This is a genomic window from Bacillus sp. FJAT-45350, assembly GCF_002335805.1.
Taxonomy (GTDB): Bacteria; Bacillota; Bacilli; order Bacillales; family NISU01; genus FJAT-45350.
The window spans coordinates 220,709-237,705 of sequence record NZ_NISU01000002.1 but is presented as its reverse complement, the minus strand read 5'-3'; the positions used below and the strand labels follow the sequence as shown (position 1 = coordinate 237,705).

Annotated in this window: 22 protein-coding genes; 6 read left to right on the top strand and 16 right to left on the bottom strand. The window is 35.6% G+C overall.

Annotated features, from left to right (window positions below; translation table 11 throughout):
- Positions 1 to 10: 10 nt before the first annotated feature.
- The 4 genes from CD003_RS17750 to CD003_RS17740 form a co-directional block, all read right to left on the bottom strand.
- Positions 11 to 769 (bottom strand): carbon-nitrogen hydrolase family protein, encoded by a 759-nt coding sequence (locus CD003_RS17750; RefSeq protein WP_096202582.1) that lies wholly within the window; start codon positions 767 to 769, stop codon positions 11 to 13.
- A 27-nt stretch (positions 770 to 796) separates the two neighbouring features.
- Positions 797 to 955 carry a hypothetical protein gene (locus CD003_RS22005; protein ID WP_179295611.1) on the bottom strand — a complete coding sequence of 53 codons (159 nt, stop codon included), beginning with the start codon at positions 953 to 955 and terminating at the stop codon, positions 797 to 799.
- A gap of 142 nt (positions 956 to 1,097) precedes the next feature.
- The gene (locus CD003_RS17745) at positions 1,098 to 1,496 is read right to left on the bottom strand and encodes a YugN-like family protein (RefSeq protein WP_096202581.1); all 399 of its coding nucleotides are present in this window, start codon (positions 1,494 to 1,496) and stop codon (positions 1,098 to 1,100) included.
- Positions 1,497 to 1,570: 74 nt separating this feature from the next.
- The gene (locus CD003_RS17740) at positions 1,571 to 2,914 is read right to left on the bottom strand and encodes a glucose-6-phosphate isomerase (RefSeq protein WP_096202580.1); all 1,344 of its coding nucleotides are present in this window, start codon (positions 2,912 to 2,914) and stop codon (positions 1,571 to 1,573) included.
- 255 nt (positions 2,915 to 3,169) lie between these two features.
- Here CD003_RS17740 and CD003_RS17735 point away from each other — a divergent pair, with 255 nt between their 5' ends.
- Positions 3,170 to 3,397 carry a DUF378 domain-containing protein gene (locus tag CD003_RS17735; RefSeq protein ID WP_096202579.1) on the top strand — a complete coding sequence of 76 codons (228 nt, stop codon included), beginning with the start codon at positions 3,170 to 3,172 and terminating at the stop codon, positions 3,395 to 3,397.
- Between the two features lie 61 nt (positions 3,398 to 3,458).
- Here the strand turns inward: CD003_RS17735 and yugI are convergent, their stop codons facing one another.
- The 7 genes from yugI to CD003_RS17700 all read right to left on the bottom strand — a co-directional run bounded on the left by yugI (position 3,459) and on the right by CD003_RS17700 (position 9,034).
- Entirely contained in the window at positions 3,459 to 3,872 is a 414-nt protein-coding gene (yugI, locus tag CD003_RS17730; protein WP_096202578.1) for a S1 domain-containing post-transcriptional regulator GSP13, read from the bottom strand.
- Between the two features lie 130 nt (positions 3,873 to 4,002).
- The gene (locus tag CD003_RS17725; RefSeq protein WP_096202577.1) at positions 4,003 to 5,181 is read right to left on the bottom strand and encodes a DEAD/DEAH box helicase; all 1,179 of its coding nucleotides are present in this window, start codon (positions 5,179 to 5,181) and stop codon (positions 4,003 to 4,005) included.
- Positions 5,182 to 5,540: 359 nt separating this feature from the next.
- Entirely contained in the window at positions 5,541 to 6,725 is a 1,185-nt protein-coding gene (locus CD003_RS17720) for an aminotransferase (RefSeq protein WP_096202576.1), read from the bottom strand.
- A complete protein-coding gene (locus CD003_RS17715; RefSeq protein WP_096202575.1) occupies positions 6,722 to 7,216 on the bottom strand; it encodes an Lrp/AsnC family transcriptional regulator in 495 nt (164 codons plus the stop codon). The genes CD003_RS17720 and CD003_RS17715 overlap by 4 nt, the downstream gene beginning before the upstream one ends.
- Positions 7,217 to 7,438: 222 nt before the next feature.
- The gene (locus CD003_RS17710; protein WP_096202574.1) at positions 7,439 to 7,912 is read right to left on the bottom strand and encodes an S-ribosylhomocysteine lyase; all 474 of its coding nucleotides are present in this window, start codon (positions 7,910 to 7,912) and stop codon (positions 7,439 to 7,441) included.
- Positions 7,913 to 8,048: 136 nt separating this feature from the next.
- A complete protein-coding gene (locus CD003_RS17705) occupies positions 8,049 to 8,468 on the bottom strand; it encodes a hypothetical protein (RefSeq protein ID WP_096202573.1) in 420 nt (139 codons plus the stop codon).
- 158 nt (positions 8,469 to 8,626) lie between these two features.
- The gene (locus CD003_RS17700; protein ID WP_096202572.1) at positions 8,627 to 9,034 is read right to left on the bottom strand and encodes a hypothetical protein; all 408 of its coding nucleotides are present in this window, start codon (positions 9,032 to 9,034) and stop codon (positions 8,627 to 8,629) included.
- 156 nt (positions 9,035 to 9,190) lie between these two features.
- On the opposite strand from CD003_RS17700, the gene CD003_RS17695 reads away from it, so the two are divergent.
- The gene (locus CD003_RS17695) at positions 9,191 to 10,027 is read left to right on the top strand and encodes a YihY/virulence factor BrkB family protein (RefSeq protein ID WP_096202571.1); all 837 of its coding nucleotides are present in this window, start codon (positions 9,191 to 9,193) and stop codon (positions 10,025 to 10,027) included.
- Between the two features lie 215 nt (positions 10,028 to 10,242).
- Positions 10,243 to 10,515 (top strand): HU family DNA-binding protein, encoded by a 273-nt coding sequence (locus tag CD003_RS17690; RefSeq protein WP_096202570.1) that lies wholly within the window; start codon positions 10,243 to 10,245, stop codon positions 10,513 to 10,515.
- 104 nt (positions 10,516 to 10,619) lie between these two features.
- Here CD003_RS17690 and CD003_RS17685 read toward each other — a convergent pair whose 3' ends face one another.
- From CD003_RS17685 to CD003_RS17675, 3 genes are all read right to left on the bottom strand, one after another.
- Positions 10,620 to 11,360: a DNA polymerase beta superfamily protein gene (locus CD003_RS17685; RefSeq protein WP_096202569.1), complete on the bottom strand. Its 741-nt coding sequence runs from the start codon at positions 11,358 to 11,360 to the stop codon at positions 10,620 to 10,622.
- A gap of 16 nt (positions 11,361 to 11,376) precedes the next feature.
- On the bottom strand, positions 11,377 to 12,222 hold the full coding sequence (locus CD003_RS17680; RefSeq protein WP_096202568.1) for a DegV family protein: 846 nt from the start codon (positions 12,220 to 12,222) through the stop codon (positions 11,377 to 11,379).
- 259 nt (positions 12,223 to 12,481) lie between these two features.
- Positions 12,482 to 12,907, bottom strand: a complete 426-nt coding sequence (locus CD003_RS17675; RefSeq protein ID WP_373558578.1) for an RDD family protein — start codon at positions 12,905 to 12,907, stop codon at positions 12,482 to 12,484.
- Between the two features lie 212 nt (positions 12,908 to 13,119).
- Between CD003_RS17675 and CD003_RS17670 the strand changes: the two genes are divergently transcribed.
- On the top strand, positions 13,120 to 13,725 hold the full coding sequence (locus CD003_RS17670; protein ID WP_096202567.1) for a biotin transporter BioY: 606 nt from the start codon (positions 13,120 to 13,122) through the stop codon (positions 13,723 to 13,725).
- Positions 13,726 to 13,771: 46 nt separating this feature from the next.
- Here the strand turns inward: CD003_RS17670 and CD003_RS17665 are convergent, their stop codons facing one another.
- Positions 13,772 to 14,392: a hypothetical protein gene (locus CD003_RS17665; protein WP_096202566.1), complete on the bottom strand. Its 621-nt coding sequence runs from the start codon at positions 14,390 to 14,392 to the stop codon at positions 13,772 to 13,774.
- A 179-nt stretch (positions 14,393 to 14,571) separates the two neighbouring features.
- Here CD003_RS17665 and CD003_RS17660 point away from each other — a divergent pair, with 179 nt between their 5' ends.
- Positions 14,572 to 14,976, top strand: coding sequence for a hypothetical protein (locus tag CD003_RS17660; RefSeq protein ID WP_096202565.1), 405 nt, complete (start codon positions 14,572 to 14,574; stop codon positions 14,974 to 14,976).
- 335 nt (positions 14,977 to 15,311) lie between these two features.
- Positions 15,312 to 15,581 carry a hypothetical protein gene (locus CD003_RS17655; protein WP_096202564.1) on the top strand — a complete coding sequence of 90 codons (270 nt, stop codon included), beginning with the start codon at positions 15,312 to 15,314 and terminating at the stop codon, positions 15,579 to 15,581.
- Between the two features lie 81 nt (positions 15,582 to 15,662).
- Here CD003_RS17655 and CD003_RS17650 read toward each other — a convergent pair whose 3' ends face one another.
- Positions 15,663 to 16,988 carry a Na+/H+ antiporter family protein gene (locus tag CD003_RS17650; RefSeq protein WP_096202563.1) on the bottom strand — a complete coding sequence of 442 codons (1,326 nt, stop codon included), beginning with the start codon at positions 16,986 to 16,988 and terminating at the stop codon, positions 15,663 to 15,665.
- Between the last annotated feature and the right edge of the window lie 9 nt (positions 16,989 to 16,997).

Genomic DNA, 16,997 nt, shown 5'->3' with positions numbered 1-16,997 from the left:
TTTGTTCGTTTCACCATATATACTCCACATCAAAAGACGTAGACACTAAATTCATAGCTTCCAAATCCCAATCAAACAGTAGAATGGCAGATTGTTTCGATTTGTAAGTAAGAAGGCGTTTGCCGTCTTTTATTACAGAACTCTCCGCTTCCCAAAAGGACACAGTTTCATCCTCTCCGGTACGATTACAAACAAAGATAGGTAACCCGGTATCAATAGAGCGCTGTTCCCACTCTCCATTTGGTCCATGTAAGCCTGGTCCCCAAGAGGAAGGTGCAATTAGAATTTCTGCACCCTTCGTTAGTAATTTGTCTGCATAATTCCCTGTATAGGAATCTGCACAAATTAATACACCAACTTTTATATTCTCTAAAGATATCGGTTCAACTACTTCACCTGATGTCGACCAATTATCTACTCTTGCTAACTTCTTTTGATTACCTATTATTTCACCCTTCTCACTTATAACAAAAACAGAATTATGTAGTGCTCCTTCCTTCGAACGTTCTGCACATCCAAGGAAGACAGTAGCATTAATACTCTTCACAATAGTACAAAAATGATTCATCCAAGTATCTGGCTGTTGGGTTATCCAGTCCGTACCTATGCTAGAAAACTGCAAACCACTAGTCGCTAGTTCAGGTGTGATAATCCAATCTACATTTTTTTCTCCAGCTATCATAACTGCTTTTTCAATTAAATTTTGATTGAATTGTAAATCTCCAGCTTTAGGTAACAAGTGTAGTAAAGCAACTCGTAATCTCTTCATCTAGCTCCCCCTCCACTTACCCATTTATTAAAATAATAAATCTAAAACAAACCACCCAAGCCCAGCAATGATCGCAACAATTAATGCTCCTATTACTAATTCCTTCGTTAGCTTTTTATGTTTCACAAAATCAAAGATTAGCCAACCAATAAAAATCGTAATGGCAAAAATAATCGGTTCTGACATTCGTATCTCCCCTTATTATATACTTTTCCTATCTTACCAAAATCGGTTTTCCATCCACAACCATTACTTTTATACTTACCCAAAAAAACAGACGAAAAGGCTGGCTTATCAGGGACAAATACACCCTTAAAGCCAACCTTTATTAATAAAGTAATGTTGCTTCTAATTCTTGAATTAAGCTTTTTCCTGTATTCACATATTGAGGTGGAATATACGCATCTTTGTCTTGTGGTTCTGAAAATTGATTCATAAATGAATTATAATCCATAACCTGGTCATCTAAGCCACGTTGATATTTATGTGCAAGTAGAAAAGGCTTTCCGAGTTTAACAATTACACCCTTTTGGTCTATTTCACCTTCTACAGCTGTGAATGGAATTCGTAAATATTGATAACTTCCATTGTCATCAAGCTTATAGTCAAAATAACCATGTTCATAATCCCAGTTACCAGAAATTACATACCCAAGTGGCTTTAACTTATCCTCTAAGTCTTTAAGCATAAATTGTTTATTTTCAACTTGTGAATTCATTAAAATCATAGAACTCATCCTTTCACAGTGCATTCATATTTATAGAATGTCCTATGTTTGATTGTTCTATGCTTTACACTATTCTATAAACGCTTTTCTAACTCTGCTTTTTCTTTTTCAAATCCTGGTTTTCCAAGTAAGGCAAACATGTTCTTCTTGTAAGCTTCTACACCTGGTTGGTCAAATGGATTGACCCCTAATAAGTATCCACTGATTGCACATGCCTTTTCAAAAAAGTAAATCATGTATCCAAAGTGATATTCATTTAATTCTGGTATTGAAACAATTAGATTCGGAACTCCTCCGTCAGTATGTGCAAGCAGTGTTCCTTGAAATGCTTTTTTGTTTACAAAATCCATCGTTTGTCCTGCTAAGTAGTTTAAATCATCAAGGTCTGAGGAGTGCTCTTCAATCGTTATTTCTTCACGTACCTTTTCCACATTTAAAATTGTTTCAAAAAGATCACGACGACCATCTTGAACATATTGGCCCATCGAATGAAGGTCAGTTGAGAAATTAACTGAGCCTGGGAATATCCCCTTCTTATCTTTTCCTTCACTCTCTCCAAATAATTGCTTCCACCATTCAGATACATATTGCAGGGCCGGTTCATAATTAACCATCAATTCAATCGTTTTCCCTTTATTATAAAAAGCATTTCGTACAGCTGCATATTGATAGGCTTCATTTTCAGCAAGATTATCATTATTGTATTTATCCATTGCATCTGCTGCCCCTTGCATCATCTGTTCAATATTAAGTCCAGCTACTGCGATAGGTAACAGTCCTACTGCTGTCAGTACTGAGAAACGCCCACCTACATCATCTGGTATTACAAACGTCTCATATCCCTCATCAGTCGCAACTGTTTTCAATGCTCCTTTTTCTTTATCTGTTGTAGCATAAATTCGTTTTCTTGCTTCCTCTTTACCGTATTTCTTTTCTAGATGCTCACGAAAAATACGAAAGGCAATCGCTGGTTCTGTTGTTGTTCCTGATTTAGAGATAACATTAATTGAAACATCCTTTTCTTCAATTAACGATAATAAGTCTTTCACGTATGTAGAGCTTATATTATTACCAACAAAGAAAACCTGTGGTGTGTTACGTTTTTCTAATACATTATAAAACGAATGATTTAAGGCTTCTATTGCGGCACGTGCACCAAGATATGACCCGCCTATGCCAATGACAAGAAGAACATCAGAGTCTGATTTTATTTTCTCAGCTGCTTTCTGCACTCGAGCAAATTCTTCCTTATTATAAACTTTCGGTAAATTTACCCAACCAATATATTCATTACCTGCTCCTGTTCCATTATGTAATGCATCATGTGCAGTTTTAACTGCTCCTGCTAAATAATCAATTTCATGCTGTTGTATAAAAGGCAATGCTTTACTATAATCAAACGTTAATGTATTGTTCATACTTTCCTCCTAGGATATTTACATGGTTTCACTCTGTTTTATTATGATCCAACTGTTTATTCATATGCTAACTGTATAAAAAACTTCAATAATAAATTTATTTCTCCTTCTTTTTTTATGGAATAAAAGAAGGCACTTTTTGCTACATGCATAATTTAACCGCGATATTCTCATGATATAGAGAGAAGCACCAAAGTTCTCATCTTATATAGTTGGGAAGGGGTTTCTATAGTTCTCTTTTGGAGGTGAATTGTTGTGAGTGGTATTCAACGTACAGCGTTAGTTCTAGCAATTATCGGTGCGATCAACTGGGGACTTATCGGTTTCTTCCGTTTTGACCTTGTAGCAGCCATCTTTGGTGGGCAAGCCGCTGCAATCTCAAGATTTATCTATGCCTTAGTTGGTTTAGCTGGTCTATATTGTATTTCAATCTTATTTAAACCAAGTGAAGAGCTTGAAAGAAGTCCTGAACCTCAACGTTAAAACTAAACACAGGAAAAGAGGCGTCCTCTATTTATTAGAAGGACGCCTCTTTTTAGTTGTATTATTTTCTTGCTCTTTTGTTTAAGTCTGCTTGGATTTCGTTTGATTGCTTAACCCATTGCTTTAACTTATCTTCAAGCGTGTTAAAACCTTTTGTTTCTACAGGTTTTTTAGCAGCTTGTGGACGAGCTTGTTGTTTCGGGCGTTCTGGACGCTCTTTTTTCTCTGGTGCTGGTTGTGTTGCACGAATAGATAGAGAGATTTTTCCTGTATTTTCCTCTACAGAAATAATTTTAACCTTAACTTCATCTCCTACAGTTAAGACATCATTGATGTCCTTAACAAAACCGTGAGCCACCTCCGAAATATGAACTAAACCTTGTTTTTTCTCATCTAATGCAACGAATGCACCAAATGGTTTGATTCCTGTTACTTTACCTTCAACAATACTTCCTACTTCATAATTCGCTACCATAAAAACATCTCCTAACAATTTTTTAACCTTTTAAGTTTACCATACCTTCATTTATAAAGTAAAACCTTTTAGTTGACGCTTTTGCAACAAATTTCCTCAAATAGAGGAATCTATACTTGTGACAACATAATTAGCTTTTCTTTTTTCTAGTTTGAATATTCTTAGGTGAATTTTCAGAAATAAGATTTCCGTATTCTAATCGACGTTCTTCAATCTTAATATTGAGTGCCTTTTCAAACTTTTTAATAATAAAAAGCTCTTTCGGCTCCATAATTGAAATCACAACACCGCTTTTACCCATTCTTCCCGTTCTTCCTGCTCTGTGTAAATAAGCATCAGCATCAACAGGGGGATGAATGTTAATGACATGTGTAATATCATTAATATCCAATCCTCTAGCAGCTAGGTCTGATGCGACTAGAATTTCAATCTTACCTTCTTGAAATTCTTTCATAACGTTTGCTCGTTCAACCTTTGTACTATCGGCTGATAAAGATTTTGCATTGATCTCTCTGTATTTAAGCTTATCTGTTGTTTCAGTTACTTTATCTAAATGATTAACAAACAGAAGCCCTTTTTTAATCTCTAAATTTCGGATTAACTTCCTAGCAATTTCAATTTTTTCCCTAGCTTCACAAACGATAAATAAATGCTCCACTCTTTCCGAATCAATAAGAGAGCCTTCGCTTGTCACCATGACGGGTAGTTGTACGTTTTGTCCAACTAAGTCTTGAAAATTCTCCGGGATAGTCGCAGAAACAAAAATATATTGCCCTTCACGACCTACACGAGAAGCAATTGCTTGAAACGCCTGCCATGTTGGCTTTTCAGCGAGCATACGGTCTGCTTCATCGACAACTACACATTTCACTAGATGTAGCTTTAACTTTTTACTTTCAGCAAGCTCAAGTACTCTTGTAGGTGTACCTACAGCAACTTGCGGTTTAGATTTTTTCAATTTTTCAATTTGTCTCTTAACATTTGCACTTCCTAAAAATGAATCAGCTATAATCGAAGAGTCTTTCGTTAAATCCTTTAATACATCAAATATTTGCATGGCTAATTCATTTGTGGGAGCCAAAATGACTGCTTGTAGGTCTTTCTTTTCACTATCTATTTGATTAAGGATTGGCAATAAAAACGCTAACGTCTTCCCAGACCCTGTTTGAGAACGAGCTATCACATCTTGTCCATCTAAAATTTCAGGAATTGCCTTTATTTGAATATCTGTTGGTTCCTTTATATCTTTTTCCTCTAATGCTTTCGTTAAATATGGTGCCAAATTAAAATCAGAAAAGCTATGAACCATGTCTATCTCCTCTTTCTACTAATATCCGTTAATTCCATACTTACCCACTGTATCACAATTGATACTACCGGAATAGAGTTTGGTCAAAAAGGTATGATTATACCCCCATAGGGAACTTCTTTTTACTTTTTCTGAAAATTAGGTTTAAAATTCTATAAAAAGGACATAAATGAAATTACCGTATAGTATTCCCCCTTTTTGAGACAAAGCCAGTAAAGCTTTGTCTTTTTTTTTCGTAGAAACAAACATCTTTATTTAATTTAATTGCTACTAATTAATTGTCAATTTTAAGCCTCCCATTCATAATTCATAATTTCCCTTCTATTTAGCCATTAACCATAAAAAAAAGCTAAGCAAGATTATACTTGCTTAGCCTTTTTAAGAAAGCGTTGAATTCTTTTGACCGCTTCTTCTAAGTTATCCATTGAAGTTGCATACGAACAGCGAATATGACCTTCTCCACCTGCCCCAAACACATTTCCTGGTACAACTGCCACTCGTTCTTCCATTAAAAGTTTCTCAGCAAATTGTTCAGATGTAAATCCTGTTTCAGAAATAGATGGGAACGCATAGAATGCTCCGCCAGGTGTATGACAAGGCATACCGATTTCAGCAAATGATTTTACAATAAAATTACGACGCTGGCGGTAGGACTGTACCATTTTATTAACATCATCTAACCCTGAACGTAATGCTTCCAATGCTCCGAATTGAGCTTGTGTTGAAGCACACATCATTGTGTATTGATGGATTTTTAACATTGCTGAAATGATATCCTCCGGACCAGTTGCATATCCAAGTCTCCAGCCAGTCATCGCAAAAGCTTTTGAAAAACCGGAAATAATGACCGTACGCTCTCTCATACCTTCAATTCTTGAAAAACAGTGATGCTCATGGTCATAAGAAAGCTCTGCGTAGATTTCATCAGAAAGGACAAGTAAGTCATATTTCTCTACTACCTTCGCAATTGTTTCAAGCTCTTCTTTCGTCATAACAGACCCTGTTGGATTATTCGGAAAACAAAGCATAATTGCTTTTGTCTTATCAGTAATTACTTTTTCTATTTGAGCAGGAGTTAATTTGAAATCATTTTCCTTACTTGTTCCAATAGGTACAGGAACGCCACCCGCTAATGAAACGACCGGTGCGTAAGAAACGAAGCTAGGTTCTACAACAATTACTTCATCTCCAGGATTAATAATCGCACGTATTGCAAGGTCAATTGCTTCGCTTGCGCCAACTGTAACCAACACTTCGTCGTGCGGATTATAGTTCACGTGAAAACGTTCATACATGTATCTTGAAATTTCTTCACGTAGTTCAATAATACCTGCGTTCGCCGTATATGCAGTATATCCTTGTTCCATAGATGCAATACTTGCCTCTCGAACATTCCAAGGAGTAACAAAGTCTGGTTCCCCAACACCTAGGGATATGATGTTATCCATCGTAGAGGCTAAATCAAAAAAACGACGAATACCCGATGGTTTAATTGATTGAACACGATTTGATAGACGTTGATTCATTTTTAAAGAGTTTGTCATGGTGACACCACAATCCTTTTATCCTCTTCTCCGTCTTCAAACACAACACCATCATGCTTATATTTTTTCAATTGGAAATGTGTAGTTGTCGATAGAACAGAATCAAGAGTTGATAATTTATCTGAAACAAATCTTGCTATTTCAGACATTGATTTCCCTTCAATTACTACCGATAAGTCATATGCTCCTGACATTAAATACAATGCCTTCACTTCAGGGAATCGGTAAATTCTCTCAGCAATATCATCAAAACCAACGCCACGTTGTGGGGTTACTTTGACATCAATCATCGCTGTCACACCTTCGTTTTCATTTACCTTACTCCAATCAATTACTGCAGAGTAACTTAGGATGACTTTATTATCTTCAAGCTCTTTTAAGATTAGTTTTGTTTCCTCTACTGAAAGGTCAACCATCTTGGCTAGCGACTCTATAGCAATTCTTCCATTTTCCTCTATTATATGTAAGACTTCTACATCTTTATTATCCATTGTAAATGACCCCTTTCATTATGTTCATTCAATTATGTAATGAGTGTACAGTTATTTACTAAACACTTGTAGTATATAATATCATATTCCATTCTGAACATGTCGTTAATTTTTAAAAATTCAGAAGTATCCACTAAGAAATTCTCTAACTCAATTACAATAAAAAGTTATAACTTAAAACATAAAAAACCGAGCCTACTATCCATAAGCTCGGTTCATCTTTTATTCAAATACTTTACTTAATGAGGCTTTTTCTTGCGATAACCAGAAATTCATTAAACGTTTTGCACCTTCTAAATCATGTAGCTTAGCTTGACCACATTGCTTTTCTGTAGCTGCCGGAACTTCCTCTAATTCAATCGAATAATTCATTGTTTTTTCAAGAAGGTCAATGATATTTTCTACAGTAGGATTACCACTAACAATTAAATAAAATCCTGTTTGACACCCCATTGGTGAAAGGTCAATGATATCGAAATGGTCATAGTCTTCTACGTAACGACGCAAATTTAAAGCTAATAAATGTTCAAGTGTATGAATAACATCAGGCTTCATCGCTTGCTTATTCGGCTGACAAAATCTAACATCAAACTTATTTACCTGTCCATCTTTTCCAACTAAATGTGTACCACAATGACGTACAAAGGGTGCTTTTACTATTGTATGGTCAAGTTCAAAACTTTCAACTGTCGGCATCTTAAGACCACTCCTTCTTATCTGTTTATCCCAGTACTATAGTAAAGAGTATACGTGATAATGTTAGGATATGTCTATTAAAATGACTGAAAAATTAGAATACATAAAATTTCACTTATTTCGTTATTCATATATCCTATTGGTCCTTTGAATAACCATTTACCGTTTGGATGTCTACATTATTTTCTCTCATAAATTCATACAAATCAGCGTGATAACTCTCTGGTGTAAATCCAGTTAACCTCCAACGAAAACCTTCTTTGACTTTGATTAACACATTTATCTTTTCTCCAACTTTAATGAAGTAACATTCCTTAATCTTGTCTGGTGTTATTGTTTTGTTTTGAAGAGTAATATTGAAAATTTTAATTTTGTATGTTAATTTTCCTTTATCAATAATTAGCTCATAATTTAAGAATATCGCTAAAAGTATCAAAATGATAAATAAATAAGGAAAGTACGAAAAATGTTGGTCTAAGAAGAGAAGGTTTAACGTCGCGACAACTAGTAAAATAACCCACAACGTTTTCGATTCTTTGGCGCGATATGTATTCAAATGCTATCTCCTCCATTTTTTTTAATATGATAATAGGATTTTCTCAAGACAAAAAAGAAACGTAGATTTACTAAGGCTGCTGAAAAAGTGTGTCTTTCCACTTTTCCAGCAGCCTTTTCCTGAATCCACTATATTGAACCTTATCAGCAGTCTCAGATTTACGCTTCTTCTTTGTCTGTAATTGCTCGCCCATGTACAAATACTAATATCGCAAATGCAAAGAAACCTATCATTAGTATTGTTCCTCCAGCAATAAAAAACACTAGCTGAGCAACCTCAGATAAAAATTCAGGCTTAAAATAATAAGCCCACATTCCGGCAATAAACCCTAGTGTCCCTATAAATGAAGTCCATACATGAACTTTTGCTAGAATTGAACTTTTCGGGATGTAATAAAGACTATAGAAAATAGCAAAAGCAAACAAGGAAAGCCACCCTACTACTAGAATATGAGCATGGATTGCTCGGAATAAATAGGAGCCAGCACCTGCCATATGCCCCCCTAGAAATACACCAATTACTGCATAAATTGCAGAAGTCTGTAATAAAATTTTTGACCTATTCATTGATTTCACCTCTCATACTAATAATACCACTATGCATAGAATAATTTCGATAAATATCTCCTACCAAATTATTGTTTATCCCTCTACCTTGTTGGGAATATATAGTAAGATGAAAACAAGAATGACATATTAAAATATTTCAGAAGGATGAAACCTATGGTAAAAAGTAAAACAAGCTCCCTCTTCACAAAGGAATTTATTGAGCAACTCAAAAAAGACCCAGTCCAAGATTGGGCAGCAACTCTCGCGTTTTATTTCATGTTGTCTATCTTTCCGTTACTTATTTTTTTACTAGCACTTATGCCATATTTACCCATTGACACAGAACAAATCTATCATTTTATCGAGGATTATATCCCTGGTGAATTAGGTGACTTGTTCACTGTTACTATCTTGGAAGTTGTCAGTGAACCTCAAGGTGGATTACTCTCTTTTGGTATACTTGCTACGATATGGTCCGCTTCGAACGGAATGAATGCATTAATACGAGCTCTTAACAAAGCTCATAACGTTGATGAAACCCGTTCATTTGTTAAAGTAAGAGTTATGTCTATTATTATGACATTAGGAATGCTTATAGTATTTATCGTCACGCTACTTTTACCTGTGTTCGGCCGATTAATATTAGAGGGTATTGACCAGTTGTTACAAATACCTGATGGTACTTTCACAGCATTAAACCGACTTCGTTGGATCATTGGAATCGGGATTATGTCAGCGGTCTTAATGGTGATTTATTACATCGCACCAGCCAAAAAGCTACCATTTCGTTATGTTATATTCGGTGCAGTTTTCGCTACGATTAGCTGGCAATTAATTTCTCTAGCATTTTCTACGTTCGTAACAAACTTCGGCAACTTTTCTGCTACATACGGAAGTCTTGGTGGGGTAATCATCTTAATGCTTTGGTTCTTCTTAAGTGGACTTATTCTTGTCATCGGTGGAGAAATAAATGCTACAATACACAATATAAAGCATAAGGTAGCAAAATAAGAAATCATGATTTACTTTTTCATTTCATTGACCTTAGTTTATCTACTTTAGACTTTTTCAAAACCATCGCTAAATAACATCATTTTTCATACATTAGTAACAAATATTTGATTTTGAATAGAAAAAAGTTGATTTTTCATGTATAAAAAGAGAGAATTAGGAAAACATGTTAGCAGCAATAATAAAATAGTAGATTTTAACGGGAGGGTTTATTTATGAATAAAACGGAACTAGTAAACGAGGTTGCAGAACGTTCAGAGCTTTCAAAGAAGGATGCTACAAGTGCAGTAAACGCCATTTTTGAAACGATTTCAGATACTCTAGCAAAAGGTGAAACAATACAATTAATCGGATTCGGAAACTTTGAAGTACGTGAGAGAGCTGCTAGAAAAGGAAGAAATCCACAAACTGGTGAAGAAATCGATATCGCAGCAAGTAAAACGCCTGCATTCAAACCAGGAAAACAACTAAAAGAAGCTGTAAAATAGAAACTGAAGAGTTTAGTTTCTTGAAGATTGCGTGAAGGATTGTCCTTCTAATCAAGTTTCAAATCTAACCTAAAAACAGGCGTTAACCATATGTCATCATATGGTTAACGCCTGTTTAATTGATACCTTGTATAATTGTAAACAATACTATAAAGCAAGCACTTCACTTTTTTTCTTGTTTGTTCGTTTGGAGAATGGGATAAGTAAGTAGCTCTTAATTGGGCTGTCTCTTTGTATTTCAGCTTAATTCTATTCTCCCACTGTTCCATCACAAACGGTTCATTCTTAAACTGTAATAGCTCTTTCCGCTCATTATCATGGTAATAAATCGCTTGTTTGAAGTTACTAAAGTCATTATCTGCAAACCGAGTGAGAAAGTCCAATATCCGATAACTTGTCAACATGTGCTTACTTGCAGATGATTTTAGCCCTTGTTCCACATCACGTTGTAGCTGCTTTTTCTTTGTTTCATACATCCCAAAGCAAGCATGGTATAAATAAGGCAAGTTCATAATCGAAATTTCATTTTTAAGAGAAAATAATTCACTGATATTTTTAGAAATAGCAAGGTAGTATTCTTTGTCATTAGGAAATACAATCTCCTCCGAGAAGAGCACCTCTAAAAAATTAACATTCGCTTTCCAAAATAAGAGGTCTAGCTTTCGTATATCATGTATTTCAATATCCATTTCACTACTCGTCATAGAACTCTTATAGTATTTTTGATCATATAAGTCTTGAAAGGTCGGTAAAAGAAACCGCTTATAATCTTTATCTGAGTGTTCATCTTGGAGATTATAGTTTTGACTTCCTACTACTACTTCGAATGCTACGTCTCTGTCCAATTAGAACGTCTCCTTATTATTCTGCATAATACATTAATGCAACCGCACCAGGTCCTGCATGGGCACTGATGACCGGTGTTGTATCTACAATCATCGTTTCAGTAAATCCAGTTTGCTCTTCTATTTCAGCTTTAATTTTTTCAGATAACTCTTTGGAATCTGCATGTGCAATACCAATCCCTTTTATCGTTTTGCCTTTTGCATCTTCCAGTAATTGATTTAAATAGAATTTAACAAGCTGTGAATGTGTACGTACTTTTGTTGCAGATACTAACGCTCCATCAGGCATAGCTGCAACCGGCTTAATCTTTAATAATGAGCCTAGTAACGCCTGCATTTTTCCAATTCGTCCACCTTTAATTAAATACTCAAGTGTATCTACCATAATATATAAGGTAGTGTTGGAACGAATTTCGTCAAGTCGAGCTACTATCTCTTCCATTGTACTACCGTTCTCTGCCATTTTTGCTGCCTCTAATACTTGAAATGCACAGGCGAAAGAAATAAAACGTGAATTAACAACTGTCACATCAGCTTCAACCATCTCAGCTGCCGCTCTTGCTGACGATGCTGTTCCACTCATTCCTTCAGTTATATGAATAGAAAGGATTTCACTTCCATCCTCACCTAATTTCTCATATACTTCCGCAAAAGAACCCGCAGATGGTTGAGACGTTTTCGGTAACTCTTTACTCGCCTTTAATTTAGCGATAAATTCATGAGAGCCTAACTCAACTTGATCTAAATAAGATGTTCCATCAATCGTTATCGTTAAAGGAACAACTGTTATCCCAAATTGGTTTATAATTTCTTGCGGAAGGTCAACTGTAGAATCTGTAACAATCTTAATTTTTTTCGTCATCTAATCTTCTCCTTGCTTTAATAGCTAAAAAAACACTTTATTAACTAGCGTAGTCCTTATTAACTTGTATGTAAAGAGTTCTTTAAGGGAATGTTGAAAAAGTCGATTACTCATTTTTCTAGTCGAAATCTTACTATTACTATTCCTAATTTCAGTTTAATTAAACGTTTGATTAATGGTGCAACTAAAATAAAAAAAGACGCATCAAATGTTTAACCATTGATGCACCTTCTCTTCTTATTTGTTATCATTGTGACGATTAATAAGGGTTCGTCTCTTCCGGCGCTTCATACGTAACATAAGTTCCCGCAATTAGATCATGAATTGCTCGTTTGTCTTGCCTTAGACCAACCATAAAGGCACTAACGATAATTCCAATACCTAACGTTAAAATATAAACTAAGCGCCCTACTACCTCACGTAATAGCATCGTACCAATACCAACATTTTCTCCGTTTACTTTCACAATCCGCACTCCGCATATCCGTTTACCAATCGTATACCCTACCCACGTTACTGGTAAAAGAATACTATAGACTAGCTCAACTAGTGATTGAAACACTTCAGATTGGTCCGAATTAAAACCTAGTACGATTGCAAGAGGAATAAAAACAATCGCTAAGATAAGTCCATCTAGGATAATTGCACCTAGGCGAATCCAGAATCCAGCTGGTCGATTCATCATAAACTCCCCCCTTCTCTCAGTAAATACCCATATAAATTAAAAACAATATTAGAATCCTATCATTACCTTATGCAAATTATGTGCCTAATACAATTAAAAACTATTTAATTTTATAGATGTTAGTAAACTTTTATCCATAACAGGTTGACATTCTAGTTTTAGTTCCATTATTATATTGTTAACCAAATAATAATAAGAGGTGAACATTCAATATGTCGACAAAGAAACGATACGAAACAATCGATTTAGTTATGATCCCATTATTTGTTGCATTAATGGCTATCGGAGCAAACATTGCTACATATTTAGTTATTGGCGGTGTACCAATAACCTTACAAGCCCTTTTCGCTATTTTAGCCGGTGCATTACTAGGTAGTCGTCTAGGAGCAACTGCCATGATTGTATACTTAATGGTCGGTCTAGTAGGGGCTCCAATTTTCGCTAGATTTAGCGGTGGATTTTCTACCTTCGTCAGCCCTACATTTGGATTCCTTCTATCATTTATACTTGTAGCCTATGTGACTGGTAAAATCATCGAAAACAGTAATAAGCCAACACTTTCAACATTCTTTATTGCCTCATTCGCAGGTTTATTTGTTACATATGCACTTGGTACAAACTACATGTACTTTGCATACAAGACAATCGCAGCAGCACCAGAAGGTTTCACATATGGGATGGCATGGACTTGGATGATTGCCCCTGGGATTAAGGATCTTATTCTAACTATTTTTGCAGCAATTATATCTGAACGTGTGTATAAGGTTGTTAAGAAATCAAGAGGAGCTATTACAACAAATAGCCAAGTAGCTTCTTAATATTATAAAGATAGACAAAAAATCCGGGTTTCCCGGATTTTTTCATCTATCCTTTACTTACTTCATAATTATCCATTTTAAAAATTCCATCCTCTTCCTTAAAGGAAAATGTAACTGATAGTACATCATTAGGAGGATACCCATAGCGTAAATACTGTTCCTGACGTTGATAAATTTCTTCTTCATAAAAAACAACCGGCAATTGACTTCCAGCTAATATAACCTCATCGTTATCTTCAACAATCAGTAGTTGAGAAAATGGCACGAGCTGAAGACCCGGGTTTAGGATTGTCTCTCTAACGACTTCATAATAATTTCTCGTATTGTTCGGAGACATTGTCAATATATTCGATTCCTCGATGTATTCTCGATACCTTTCCTTATAGATAAGTTTACCCTCATCCTCTTCAAAAATTTGAGAAATTATTGTTTCCAAACCATCATCAGTTACCCATTCCCCTAATAACTCAGCTACATCTTCAATAGTTTGATACTGGCCATTCACGTAGTGCTCATCAGATATTGAAAAGTGACCAAACAACTCATTAACTGAACTAACTAAACGATAAAAGTCATTCAATACCTGCTGCTCGTTCACTTGTTCTTTTGATTGACACCCCGTCATCACTAATGCACACACTAGAAAAATTAATCCTCCTTTATACATGACACCGCCCTCTCACAAATTTGACTCTTAATATAATAGACGTTTTATATAAGAAAAAGTTTCAAAGTTATTGTTTATTTTTGTCAAGAAAGTTCTTAACTCGTGCACTTTTATTATAACTTCAATTAATTTTCCCTAAATGTGGGTAAACTTTAAATGGAGAAGTAAAGGAGGCAACTATGTATAACTTTATCGACCAAATACAATCAATTTCTAAAAAAATTACACACAACATATCAGACCTATTTCATCATTCAGAAGAACATCAAGAAAAAAGAGAAATATCATTCAATGAACTAAGTCACCTCATTATTGCAAATAAAAACACAAGGCATACAAAACAAATACTATTAGGTCTACAATTTAACACATATCAACTTTCGTTTGGACCAGTTATGTTCATGCTTGAAACAAAGGGTGCAAACGACGAACAACTTTTAAAAGTAGATATATTTCTGAACGGTCAGTCTGCTTTATCTTATAAGGGATACGAACATGAAAATATACAAACAGACACAACCTTAATACCAGAAGTGCTCTATAATCAATTAAAACCTACTGTAAGTAATAATACCGTTCACTAAAAAAGTCTCTTTACTAGCTATAACCTTTTGAAGAGAAGGAAAGAAGGTATTCCAAGAGAGCACTGAAAAAGTCCAAGATAGAGTATTTAAGAAGAAGTAATGGCTCCACACGTTGCAAATCCTGCTATGGATAAGCCCACTAACCGTAGGACGAGTATCGTACGGAGCCATTGCCCATGAATTCACTACACTTGAGACAGTTCCCTCATTAAGCCACCTCCACCTCCACATTCGCCTTTGCCCAAACATGTACGACTATGTCACGGCATTCACAACGCTTGAGTACAATAATAGTGGACTACGATAAGGCTCAACTTCAAAAGGAGGTGGAGAGTATGGCTAGATATCGAAGAAAACCAATTGTCGTCGAAGCAGTGAAAATCACCCGAACGATTACACTTGAAACAATAGAAGGGGAAGTTAAGGGGAACCCTGGCGATTATCTAATCACTGACAATAATAGGGAGCAATATATCTGTACTGCATATGATTTTGAAATGAACTATGAACGTGTAAAGGATGGCACGGATTTAAAAAAACTCATTATAAACTCACTTAAACGACTTAAACGAAAATCAAGAGAGATTATAAAAGAAGGTAAATAAATAATAGTAACTATGAGGGGACTCCCTTAAAAAAGAAAGCAGACCAATCTGGATAATTAGTCTGCATCATTTCTTATCCTATTATAGAATCATCGCCGCTACCCAACCAAATACAAGTAACGGAATGTTAAAGTGAATAAATGTCGGTACACACGTATCCCAAATATGATCATGCTGTCCGTCAGCATTTAAACCTGCTGTAGGTCCTAGTGTACTATCAGAAGCTGGCGCACCTGCATCTCCTAATGCTCCAGCAGTTCCAATTAGAGCAATAATCGATAATGGCCCAAACCCAACCGCTAGACCTAACGGAACAAAGAGCGTCGCTATAATCGGGATTGTTGAAAACGAAGAACCAATTCCCATCGTTATAAATAAACCTACGAGCAACATTAGAAATGCAGCTAAGCCTCTATTGTCTCCAATAACTGCAACCGATTGCTCTACTAACAAATCAACATGCCCAGTTTCTCTTATAACAGCTGCAAATCCAGAGGCAGCAATCATAACAAAACCGATGAAGGCCATCATTTTCATCCCATCTGTTAAGACTACATCCGATTCTCTCCACTGCTTCGTAATAATCAAGTATACAAAGAGAATAACAATACCAGATAAAGCCGAGATAATCATCGAATTCGTTTGAAATTGAACAACTAATGACATAAGTATCGCAACTAGAGAAAACGTAATTGACATCTTGCTATATGACTGAGATTTTTCACCCTCTGTAGAAATATCAATCTGATTATAACTTCTCGGTTTTCGGTACGTGATGAATACTGCAACTAATAGTCCAAACACCAAACCTGCCGTTGGAAGCAATAACGCAGTAAAAATATCTCCCCTTTCAATAACAAGACCACTTTCAGCAATATTGCTCTCCACAATATCATGAAAAATTGCCCCAAAACCAAAAGGTAATAAAATATAAGGTGCTGTTAAACCAAACGTAATAATTGTCGCCATTGCACGACGGTCTATTCCTAATTCATTCAACACCTTTAGAATTGGTGGAATTAAAATCGGAATAAAGGCGATGTGTATTGGAATAATATTTTGAGAGAAACAAGAGATTAATAGAATAACAAAAAATATAAGAACCTTTGATAATGCTTTTTTCTTTGAATCACCTTCTCTTCCAACTAGACGAAGAGCAAGTTGTACCATTAAATCTGGTAATCCAGTCTTAGCAATCGCAACTGCGAAACCACCTAGCATTGCATAACTTAGTGCAACAGAAGCACTTCCTCCAAGACCATTGGTAAAGACGTCAATAGTCGTTTCAATTCCTAGTCCGCCTAATAATCCACCTACAAGCGCTCCAATCACTAACGCAAGCACAACGTGGACACGAACTAGACTTAAGACAAGCATAACCGTTACTGCAATAAGTACCGCATTCATGTAAAATCC

What these genes read in the sequence shown, in the direction of transcription:
- CD003_RS17690 (WP_096202570.1), top strand. Translation starts at nt 10,243, where the DNA reads ATGAATAAAACGGAACTAGTAAACGAGGTTGCAGAACGTTCAGAGCTT.
- CD003_RS17720 (WP_096202576.1), bottom strand. Translation starts at nt 6,725, where the DNA reads ATGACAAACTCTTTAAAAATGAATCAACGTCTATCAAATCGTGTTCAA.
- CD003_RS17650 (WP_096202563.1), bottom strand. Translation starts at nt 16,988, where the DNA reads ATGAATGCGGTACTTATTGCAGTAACGGTTATGCTTGTCTTAAGTCTA.
- CD003_RS17680 (WP_096202568.1), bottom strand. Translation starts at nt 12,222, where the DNA reads ATGACGAAAAAAATTAAGATTGTTACAGATTCTACAGTTGACCTTCCG.
- CD003_RS17725 (WP_096202577.1), bottom strand. Translation starts at nt 5,181, where the DNA reads ATGGTTCATAGCTTTTCTGATTTTAATTTGGCACCATATTTAACGAAA.
- CD003_RS17745 (WP_096202581.1), bottom strand. Translation starts at nt 1,496, where the DNA reads ATGATTTTAATGAATTCACAAGTTGAAAATAAACAATTTATGCTTAAA.
- CD003_RS17655 (WP_096202564.1), top strand. Translation starts at nt 15,312, where the DNA reads ATGGCTAGATATCGAAGAAAACCAATTGTCGTCGAAGCAGTGAAAATC.
- CD003_RS17740 (WP_096202580.1), bottom strand. Translation starts at nt 2,914, where the DNA reads ATGAACAATACATTAACGTTTGATTATAGTAAAGCATTGCCTTTTATA.
- CD003_RS17665 (WP_096202566.1), bottom strand. Translation starts at nt 14,392, where the DNA reads ATGTATAAAGGAGGATTAATTTTTCTAGTGTGTGCATTAGTGATGACG.
- CD003_RS17710 (WP_096202574.1), bottom strand. Translation starts at nt 7,912, where the DNA reads ATGCCGACAGTTGAAAGTTTTGAACTTGACCATACAATAGTAAAAGCA.
- CD003_RS17750 (WP_096202582.1), bottom strand. Translation starts at nt 769, where the DNA reads ATGAAGAGATTACGAGTTGCTTTACTACACTTGTTACCTAAAGCTGGA.
- CD003_RS17700 (WP_096202572.1), bottom strand. Translation starts at nt 9,034, where the DNA reads ATGAATAGGTCAAAAATTTTATTACAGACTTCTGCAATTTATGCAGTA.
- CD003_RS17715 (WP_096202575.1), bottom strand. Translation starts at nt 7,216, where the DNA reads ATGGATAATAAAGATGTAGAAGTCTTACATATAATAGAGGAAAATGGA.
- CD003_RS17695 (WP_096202571.1), top strand. Translation starts at nt 9,191, where the DNA reads ATGGTAAAAAGTAAAACAAGCTCCCTCTTCACAAAGGAATTTATTGAG.
- CD003_RS17660 (WP_096202565.1), top strand. Translation starts at nt 14,572, where the DNA reads ATGTATAACTTTATCGACCAAATACAATCAATTTCTAAAAAAATTACA.
- CD003_RS22005 (WP_179295611.1), bottom strand. Translation starts at nt 955, where the DNA reads ATGTCAGAACCGATTATTTTTGCCATTACGATTTTTATTGGTTGGCTA.
- CD003_RS17675 (WP_373558578.1), bottom strand. Translation starts at nt 12,907, where the DNA reads ATGATGAATCGACCAGCTGGATTCTGGATTCGCCTAGGTGCAATTATC.
- yugI (WP_096202578.1), bottom strand. Translation starts at nt 3,872, where the DNA reads ATGGTAGCGAATTATGAAGTAGGAAGTATTGTTGAAGGTAAAGTAACA.
- CD003_RS17670 (WP_096202567.1), top strand. Translation starts at nt 13,120, where the DNA reads ATGTCGACAAAGAAACGATACGAAACAATCGATTTAGTTATGATCCCA.